The organism is Streptomyces sp. NPDC006743, assembly GCF_040703815.1.
Lineage (GTDB): Bacteria > Actinomycetota > Actinomycetes > Streptomycetales > Streptomycetaceae > Streptomyces.
Map to the genome: position 1 here is coordinate 1 of NZ_JBEYJA010000106.1, position 8,683 is coordinate 8,683.

The following is an 8,683-nucleotide window of genomic DNA, read 5'->3' on the forward strand; positions in this document are numbered from 1 at the left end:
CCGTGAGTCTCCGGGACCGTACCCGGCACCGGCGCGGGGGGGGGGGGCGGGGGGGGGGGGGGGGCCCCCCCCCGCGGGGGGGGGGGGGGGGGGGGGGGGGGGGGGGGGGGGGGCCCCCGCCCCCCCCCCCGACGCCGGTCCCGCACCCCGCACCCCGCCCCCGCTCCCCGCACCCCGCACCCCGCACCCCGCACCCCGCCAGACGCAACGAATTCGCTTTAAGATGGTCGCCATGAGCAGGCAGATGGTACGCCCCGGCGGACGCAGCGCCCGTGTCCAGGCGTCGGTCCACACCGCCGTACGCGAACTCGCCTCGGAAGTGGGCCGCGACGCCCTGACCGTACCGATGATCGCCCAGCGCGCCGGCGTCACACCGTCGACCGTCTACCGCCGCTGGGGAGACCTGCAGGAGCTGCTCTCCGACGTAGCGGTCGAGCACCTGCGCCCCGAGACCGCGCCCGCGGACCACGGCACCCTGCCGGCCGATCTGACGGCCTGGGCCGAACAGTTCCTCGACGAGATGTCCTCCCCCGCCGGCCGCGCCTACATCCGCGACGCCCTGCTCGGCGACCCCGACGGCGGCAACGCCGGCCAGTGCTCCGCCTACGCGGCCCAGCAGATCGACCTCATCCTCACCCGCGCCCGCGAACGCGGAGAGGAGACGCCCGGCACCGAGACCGTCATCGACCGCATCGTCGCCCCTCTCATGTACCGCATCCTCTTCCGTCCGCAGGAACTCAGCGCCCCCTACGCACACCACCTCGTCAGCACACTCCTCGATCCCGTCGCTCCCTGACCGCAGCCGCTCCAGCACCTCAGCCCGCCCCATGACCTCGGTCGCCCCATGACCTCACAGAGCCTGCCCCGCTCAGGACCCCGGGCGCCGGGCTCCGGGGTCCCCGGCGGGACGCGCCGTCAGGCGGAGCTGTCGCATACCCGTTCGGCCTCGGCGGCGGTCACGCTGCGCCGGACGTCGGCGTCCGCGAGTTCCTGGCGGCCGGCGGCGCCCGGATGCCCGCCCGCGGCGATCTGGGCCTCGTAGGCCTTCTTCGTCTCGTCGAAATCCTTCCGGGCCCGGTCCGCGGCCGCCTGCGCGCTCGCGCAGTCGTCGGTCGTGGCGGCAGCCGCCGGGAGCGTGGTGAGGGGAAGCGCCAGAAGTACGGCCGCAGCGGCCGTTCCGGCGAGCGAGCGGATCGATTCCATGACCTGGAACTCCTTTGCCCGTGGCGCACCTTGCTGGTGACGCGACCTGCCGGCGACACACGTCGTCGGGACGCACACGCACGTTGTCGGTGACCACTCTGCCCGTGGCACACCTCGTGCGCGGCACACCTCGTGCGTGACGCACCATGCCGCCTGCCAGGGCACACCCTGTCCGTGGTGCACCACCCCGCGGTCCGGCGCGCGCCGCTCTCTCCTGCCACCGGATGACTGCGCGTGGACGCCGGTGTCCGCACACGCCCGGTGACCGCACACACCCGGTGTCCTCACACACCCGGTGTCCGCACGGACTCGGTGTCCGCACACCACCCTCCTCCCGGGAGACGGGCACCGCCACCGGCGAGGCCCGTCGTCGGGCCGGCGCGGGTGCGGCACGCCGTCGTGGAGCCTTTCGAGCGGAGCGCTCACGTCACCTGTTCGGCCTAACGGGGATGCCGCGCCGAGAGGGAGGCCCTGCACTGGCACGAGAGCGTCGTCCGGCAGTGAGGAGGACACATGCGCGGCACAACGGCTTCCCTCGCCCTCGTCACAGCGGTCCTGAGCGCGGGCCTGTTCGCCTCCCGGGCGGAGGCGAACCCGGCGGTGCAGGTGTCACCGGCGACGCTCGGGGCCGGGGGTACGGTCACGATCCGTGTCACCTGCGACACCGGCACGTCGCAGACGGTCGACGCCACGTCCCAGGCCTTCCGGGACGGGACGGTGACGCTGCGCCGCACCCAGGGCACCGTGTACGCCGGGCAGGCCACGATCGCCCCGGCCGGGAACTTCTCCTCCGGCGGTCCCGACCCCGTCGGGCGCCTGTCGCAGTGGGGTGTCGACGGCATCTGCCCCGGCGGCGGCGCGTTCCACGCGGGTTTCACCGTGGACCGGGGCCGTTGAGGCGGGTGTCGCGGGGCCGGGCGGGTGTCTCGTGCGCGGACCGCCCCGTGCGCACGCCTGTGGTGGGCGCCGGGGCAGGGTCCGCGGCCGCGGTGTGCCGGTCGTACAACTCGGTGACCAGGGCTCGTGCGTAGTCCTCGTCCGTTTCCGGGATGGAGAACACCACCCTGAAGTAGAGGGGCGCGACCACGCGGTCCAGCACCTGCGCCAGCTCGGGGGTCGTCTCCCCCCGCCGGGCCGCGGCCTCCAGGGCCGCGTGGAACCGGGTGCTGACCCGCTCCAGGCACTCGCGCAGCCCGGCGCGGCGCTCGTCGACGTCCGGTGCGACTTCGGCGCGGAAGAACGCCACCCCTCCCGGCCGGGACAGGTCGGTGAGTGTCCACACGGCGGCCTGTTCGAGGTCCTTGCGCAGATCACCCAGCAGCTCGGGCGTCCCCTCGTCCTGCCGCCGCGCGGCCACGTCCGCCAGGAGGGCGGAGGTCGTCCCCCAACGGCGGTAGACGGAGCTCGGGTTGACACCGGCGCGGCGCGCCACCGCGGGGATGGTCACCTTGTCGGTGCCGACCTCCTGCACCAGTTCCACGGTCGCCCGGTGCACGGCGGCGCGCACCCGGGCGCTCCGGCCTCCGGGACGGCTCTCTTTGCTTTTGGCGGTCACCCCCTCAGCTTAAAGCAATGAGTTGCGCTTTAGCTCACCATCCTCCTAGAGTGCTTAAAGCGGTGATCGCCGCTTTAAGCAGACTTTCCGAGGAGACCCATGTCCCACTACGAGGCCCAGTACCAGCTCGGCAGAACGTTCCACTCCTGCCTCGCCGCCGGCGACTGGGACGGCATCCGCGCCCTGCTCACCGACGACGCCACCTGGACGCTTCCCGGTGACAACACCATCTCCGGTACGGCCGACGGCGCCGATGAGGTCGTGGAGAGGGCGAAGAAGATCGCCTCCTACGGGCTCAACTTCGAACTGCTGCACATCCTGGTCAGCCGCGAGAACATGGCCCTGTCCCTGCACAACACCGCCCGCCGGGGCGAACTCCGCCTGGACGAGCACCTCTCCACCGTCTGCCGCCTGCGCGACGGCAGGATCGCGAGCATCGAGACGTACCTGTCCGACGTCGCGGGCATGAACGCGTTCTTCGTCTGAACGGAGAACGCCCAACGCCCGCCTCAGGGGCCCGGCCGGCTGCGCCACCCGGGCCGGGTGGCGCAGCGTGTGCTGTGCGGGCCCGGCGTCAGGCCCAGGGGGACGTCACGGCCCAGCTCGTGTCGTCGGGCCATGCGGTGGCGCTGTCCCAGTCGTGGGAGCCGCCCTGGCTCGCGATGTAGGCGGCGTAGTCGTAGTGGCGGACGAAGTCGCTCGGGTAGTTGGCGGACCGCAGCGAGATGCCCTGGCCGTTGTGACCGGCCTGCGGACAGAACGTGGCGTCCTGCTGGGCGAGGCCGCCGTCGATGGTGTCGACGCGCAGGCGGAAGTCGTAGTGGCGCAGGTACTGCCCCGGCTTGTCGGCGGACTCGAAGGAGACGCAGGAGGTGTCGCCCAGGCCCGCGCGCACGATCCAGGTGGCGGCGGCCCTGTCGGCCGGGGCACTGGCGGAGGAGACCGTGGCGATGGAGGCGTTGGTGCCGGCGCTGTCGTGCCGCAGGTACTGGCTGGTGCAGCAGGCGGTGGTGGCTCGCAGCGAGACGCGGGAGCCCACGGGGAGTGCGCTCGCCGCGGGGGAGGTGGCGTAGCCGACCGCGTTGATGCCGGCCTGGACCGCGTTCTCGGTGGCCGCCGAGGGGTAGCCGGAGGTCATGACGCCCTCGTAGAAGGTCCCGGCGGAGCTGTTGCTGTTGTCGCCGCCGATGCCGAGGATGAGGGCTCCTTCCTTCTTCATCGGGTTGTAGCCGGTGGCGTTGGGACGCGGCCCGTCGTAGGAGGTGGAGAGGCCGCCGGACTGGGCGTTGCCGGACCGGATCGCCCAGTGGTTCGGTCCGCCCTTGACGACGGCGGTGAGGAAGCGGTGGCTGACGCTGGGGTTGTTGGCGTTGTAGCCGCGGTCGGCCCCGGAGAACAGGCCGTTCTCCAGGTCGGCCATGACCCAGGGGCCGTTGCCGGTGCCGTAGCCCCAGACCTTGATGTTGCCGAAGTAGACGGTCTCCATGTGACCGTTGCCGGTGTCCCGGCTGCTGGTCTCGGCGTTGCCGTAGTCGAAGCAGCAGCCGCCGTTGTAGTGGGTGCCGTCGAGGACCGCGTACATGCCTTCCGGCTGGTCCCCGGTCGCGATGCCGTTGGTGTTGTTGTTGCGGTATCCGGTGCCGGGGGCGATGAAGACGCCGTACGCCTTGTGGCCGCCCACGGTGACCGGAGCGGCGGACGCCTCGGCGAGGTTGTCGTATCCGCCCGCGGCGGGGCCGTTGAACCCTCCGGGCGGTGCCTGGGTGAGGTGGTTGCCGCGGCCCGACTGGTCGTAGATCACAGTGATGAGGCAGCTCGTGCGCGCGCAGAAGGAGTCCTGCGCGGCGGCGTCGGCGTAACCGCCCGCGCTCAGCACGCCGATGTCGCGGGTGGCTCCGTCCGAGGCGCGTTTCACCTGGTAGAGACGGCTGTTGTAGGCGGAGTACAGCGCACGGGTGGTGCTGTGCGCGGCGACGCAGGGGGTGCCGCCGGCGGCGTACAGGTCACAGGGCAGTGAGCCGGCGGCCATGGCGGTGCCGCCCGCCGAGGTCTGCACACCGAGCACCGCGCCGGCCATGGCCAGCACCAGGGCCAGTACGGCGAGCGGCCTGCCCCGCCACGCACGGGACGTTCTCACGGACATGAGTGGTCTCCTGAGAGAGGGACGACGGTGGGGCTCCCCGACAGGGGCCGGACAGCCCGGTGGGTTCTCCGTCCGGCGGTCCGGCCCCGGCTCGTCGAGGGCCACGGTGGGATGCGAAGCGGGGTCACCGCCACGGATTGTTCGATATTTCGGACGGAGTTCGGTTAACCGGTCAGAAGGTAGGGCGCAGTCGCGTACACGTCAATGGAGAGCGCGGACATCACCCGGAGCCCGGCGGCTTCAAACGTCTCGACTCGGCCGTTTCAGGGAGCGTTCGGAGGGCCGGTCAACAAACGAAAGGGCAACTGCGCCGCCGGTCTGGTCGAGCCGGTCGAGCCGGGTGCGTCCACCGGTCCCGCGGCAGGGACGGCACGGACTCGCACCCGGGAACGTGACACGGACCCGCGCCCGGGGAGGGGGTGCGGGTCCGTGCCGGCGCGTGCGTGCTCAGCTGGTCGTCAGGGCGGTGTCGTCCACGACGAAGTCGGTCGCGAGGTAGGCGTCCTCGACGCCGGTGTGAACTTGAGGGTGACCGTCTGGCCCGCCAGTGAGGACAGGTCCAGGGACTTCCGGCTGTAGCCGGAGGCCGCGTTGGCGTTCGAGTACGTCGCCAGGGTCTTCGAGCCGGCGGTCACCGTCAGCTTGTCGTAGACGGTGCTGCCGATCTCCGCGGTGTCGACGTGCAGGTAGAAGGCCAGGGTCGCCTTGCAGCCCGCGGGGATCGTCACCGTCTGGGACAGCGTGTCGGTGTGCGCGGAGCCCCAGCCGTTGAGCCAGGCGGTGTAGGAGCCGCTGTGGGCCGGCTCACGGGTGTCGTTGGTGATGACGCCGCTGTTGGTCCAGCCGGTGTCGCCGGACTCGAAGCCCGGGTTGGCCAGCAGTTGCGTCGAGGTGCAGCCACCGCCGCCACCGCCGCCGGTGCCGACCGTCCAGGTGAAGGCCGCGGTGCCGGTGGCACCGGTGGAGTCCTTCACGGTGACGGTGGTGCTGGAGGTCCCGGCCGTGGTGGGCGTTCCGGAGATCACGCCGGTGGAGCTGCCGATCGACAGGCCGGTGGGCAGACCGGAGGCGCTGTAGGTCAGGGAGCCGCCGATCGCGCGGTGGGCAGCGTCAGCATCTGGTCGCCGAGCATGTGCAGCGGTACGTAGTGGTCCGCGGCACCGGCCGGCAGCAGGACGTCCTGGGTGACTCGGTGCGAGACGTCGTCGGTGCGGTAGGCGCGCCAGCCCTTGAACACCTCGGCCGCGGTGGCGGCGCCCATGACGCGCTTGCCCTGCTCGACGAACCACCGCGTCAGCAGGTCGTTCCTGCATGCCTCCTCGACGGCCGCGTCGAGGACCGGCCCGGGAATGCTGTCGGCGTGGGGCGGCGCTGCAGGCTCCGCGGACTCAGCTTCAGCTCCCTGGCCACCGCCGGCAGTGACCGGCCGTCATCGGCCATATGGGCGGCGAGCACCTGCCCGATCCTGTCCGTCCAAGGGGAGGGGGTCGCCTGAACCGGTGACGATGCCTGAGCCGTGATCACGTCGGCCGCGTGCTGCCGCAGGATCACGCCGAGCCAGGCGTCGGCGTCCGGCAGCGAGGGCCAGTGCGGCACCGTCACCGCCCGTGGCCTCCAGACCCGCAAGGATCAGCCGGGGCGCGGACACGTGCGCCGTCGGCGCCTGCGGCCACGCCCCTTCCAGCGGCACAGGGGACTCGCCCGCAGCCGGGGGGCTCAGGGCGCCGCGGCCTCCCCGGGCAAAGGCACGGGGCACGCCCGTGTGCCGAGCGGTGTCCTCACTCCGACAAGGCTTCGCGTCCGCCTCGTGCATCAGATCATCGTACGAGCATGGCCTCTCCCGACGTGCGGGGAGGACTGCCCCGGAAGGTGTTCCCGCGGGCGGCGGCGGGCGGGCGTCTTCGACGGCCGGTTCCACGGAAGCCGGCCCCTGCACCCGCAGGTCCGCCAGCAGGGGGGCACACGGGTGACCTGTGCGCCCGGGCCGCGTGGTCGCCGAGTCTCCCGGGCCGTCCTCGCGCATCCCGGACGACCTGCCCGGAGAGATGCACGAGCTGGGTTCCGTCGACGGTGACGACCTGCCCGAGCTGGTCGGACGGGCCGTGCGCGGACGGTGGACCGACGCGGTCCACCGGCCCGATCAGCTTCTTCAGGAGTCACGAGGGCGTACCCGCCCAGGCGGTCAGCGCCTGGACCCGCTCGTCGCGGCGCGCGCCGCGGTCGGTGGTACGGCCGGCCCACGCGACGTGGCCGTCGGGGCGTACGAGAACCTCGGTGACCCCGTCGAGGTCCGCGTGCTCGTCGTACTTGTCGACGGTGACGGCCGTGACCCGCCGGCCCCAGCCCGCATCGACGGCCTCCCGAAGGGCCGGGTCCCCGGCCCGGGCGAGCAGGACGAAGCGGCCCGGGGCGAGCAGTTCGTACACCCGTGTCGCCTCCGAACCGGCGGCGGTCAGCCCGATGTCGGGCATACGCCGGCCCACCAGCGGATCGGCGCCCGAGGCCGCCGGCGGATAGCGGGTGCCGAGCGCGGAGACCTGATCGGCGAGCCACCGGTTGACCTCCGCCATGCCCAGCAGGTGGTCGAGGAGCTTGCGCAGGGCCGCGGCCGGGCGCTGATACCGCTCGATCAGCGTCAGTTCCGCCAGCAGGGTCTGGACCTCGGTGTTCTCGGTCACCGACCGGCCGACCGGCCGGCGCTCCCGGTCGTAGCTGTCCAGCAGCCCGGGCGGGGCCCAGCCGTTGACCACGGCGGCCAGCTTCCACCCGAGGTTCATGGCGTCCTGGAGGCCGGTGTTGAGCCCCTGGCCCGCCGCGGGGAAGTGGATGTGGGCGGCGTCGCCCGCCAGCAGGACGCGCCCCGAACGGTAGCTCTCCGCGAGCCGGGTGGCGTTGCCGAAGCGCGACAGCCAGCGGGGCTCGGCGACCCCGCAGTCGGAGCCGGTGATCCGGGTGAGCGACGTACGGAACTCCTCCAGGGTCACGGGCTCCCGGGACGGCACCCGCATCCGCTCCGGATCCAGGTAGACGAACCGGGTGAGCCCTCCTTCCAGCGGCGCGACGATCACACCACGGGCCCGTGCCACGTCGAGGGCGCCGGGCCGCGGGTCGACGACCGCGAAGTCCCCGAGCACCCCGGTCAGGGTCTCGTCGGTGCCGGGGAAGCCGATCCCCGCGCCCTGCCGCACGACGCTGCGCCCGCCGTCACACCCGACCGCGTAGAGGCCCCGCACGGTCTCGGTGCCGCCCCCGGGGACGCGCGCCTCCACCTCGACCCCGTCGTCGTCCTGGCGCACGCGGAGGGTCTCGTGTCCCCGGCTGATCTCCACCCCCAGCTCGTGCGCCCGCTCCTCGAGGATCGCCTCGGTGCGCGCCTGGGCCAGGAAGAGGGTGTAGCCGTGCCGGGAGTCGAGGGCGCTGAAGTCCAGCTGGGTGCGCAGCCCTGCGAAGTGCCAGCCGGGCACGGTCCGGCCGAGCGGGAGGAACCGGTCGAGCAGTCCCCGCTGGTCCATCAGTTCCACGCTGCGCGGGTGCAGGCTCAGCGCCCGCGAATCGCGCTGCGCTTCGGTGCGGCGCTCCAGGATCCGGGTCCGTACGCCCGCCAGTGCCAGCTCGCAGGCGAGCATCAGCCCCGTCGGCCCCGCACCCACGACGATCACGTCGGTGTTCATCGGTGATGTCCTCCGGTATTTAGTGAACGGCGTTCACGTGAACGGCGTTCACTATAGTGAGGTCCATGAGCTCCCCGTCAACCCCGGCCCGAGGCCGGCCCGCCCGCCTCG

8 protein-coding genes and 1 pseudogene are annotated in these 8,683 nt (G+C 72.6%); 3 read left to right on the forward strand and 6 right to left on the reverse strand.

Annotated elements, in window-relative coordinates; translation table 11 throughout:
* Window positions 1-232 precede the first annotated feature (232 nt).
* Complete coding sequence (locus ABZ719_RS36620; RefSeq protein WP_366729493.1) at window positions 233-796, forward strand: TetR/AcrR family transcriptional regulator; 564 nt, start codon at window positions 233-235, stop codon at window positions 794-796.
* Between the two features lie 119 nt (window positions 797-915).
* Here the strand turns inward: ABZ719_RS36620 and ABZ719_RS36625 are convergent, their stop codons facing one another.
* A complete protein-coding gene (locus tag ABZ719_RS36625) occupies window positions 916-1,203 on the reverse strand; it encodes a hypothetical protein (protein ID WP_366729494.1) in 288 nt (95 codons plus the stop codon).
* A 513-nt stretch (window positions 1,204-1,716) separates the two neighbouring features.
* Between ABZ719_RS36625 and ABZ719_RS36630 the strand changes: the two genes are divergently transcribed.
* A complete protein-coding gene (locus ABZ719_RS36630; RefSeq protein WP_366729495.1) occupies window positions 1,717-2,100 on the forward strand; it encodes a hypothetical protein in 384 nt (127 codons plus the stop codon).
* Here ABZ719_RS36630 and ABZ719_RS36635 read toward each other — a convergent pair.
* Window positions 2,078-2,758, reverse strand: coding sequence for a TetR/AcrR family transcriptional regulator (locus ABZ719_RS36635; protein ID WP_366729496.1), 681 nt, complete (start codon window positions 2,756-2,758; stop codon window positions 2,078-2,080). The genes ABZ719_RS36630 and ABZ719_RS36635 overlap by 23 nt on opposite strands.
* Window positions 2,759-2,857: 99 nt before the next feature.
* Here ABZ719_RS36635 and ABZ719_RS36640 point away from each other — a divergent pair, with 99 nt between their 5' ends.
* Window positions 2,858-3,244: a nuclear transport factor 2 family protein gene (locus ABZ719_RS36640; RefSeq protein WP_366729497.1), complete on the forward strand. Its 387-nt coding sequence runs from the start codon at window positions 2,858-2,860 to the stop codon at window positions 3,242-3,244.
* Window positions 3,245-3,332: 88 nt separating this feature from the next.
* On the opposite strand, the gene ABZ719_RS36645 is transcribed toward ABZ719_RS36640, so the two are convergent.
* The 4 genes and pseudogenes from ABZ719_RS36645 to ABZ719_RS36660 form a co-directional block, all read right to left on the reverse strand.
* On the reverse strand, window positions 3,333-4,901 hold the full coding sequence (locus ABZ719_RS36645) for an alpha-L-arabinofuranosidase B (RefSeq protein ID WP_366729498.1): 1,569 nt from the start codon (window positions 4,899-4,901) through the stop codon (window positions 3,333-3,335).
* 447 nt (window positions 4,902-5,348) lie between these two features.
* Window positions 5,349-5,992, reverse strand: a pseudogene (locus ABZ719_RS36650) (putative Ig domain-containing protein); the annotation flags it as partial.
* A complete protein-coding gene (locus ABZ719_RS36655; RefSeq protein ID WP_366729500.1) occupies window positions 5,980-6,162 on the reverse strand; it encodes a hypothetical protein in 183 nt (60 codons plus the stop codon). The pseudogene ABZ719_RS36650 and the gene ABZ719_RS36655, both read right to left, overlap by 13 nt.
* 895 nt (window positions 6,163-7,057) lie before the next feature.
* The gene (locus ABZ719_RS36660; RefSeq protein WP_366729499.1) at window positions 7,058-8,572 is read right to left on the reverse strand and encodes a monooxygenase; all 1,515 of its coding nucleotides are present in this window, start codon (window positions 8,570-8,572) and stop codon (window positions 7,058-7,060) included.
* Window positions 8,573-8,683 lie beyond the last annotated feature (111 nt).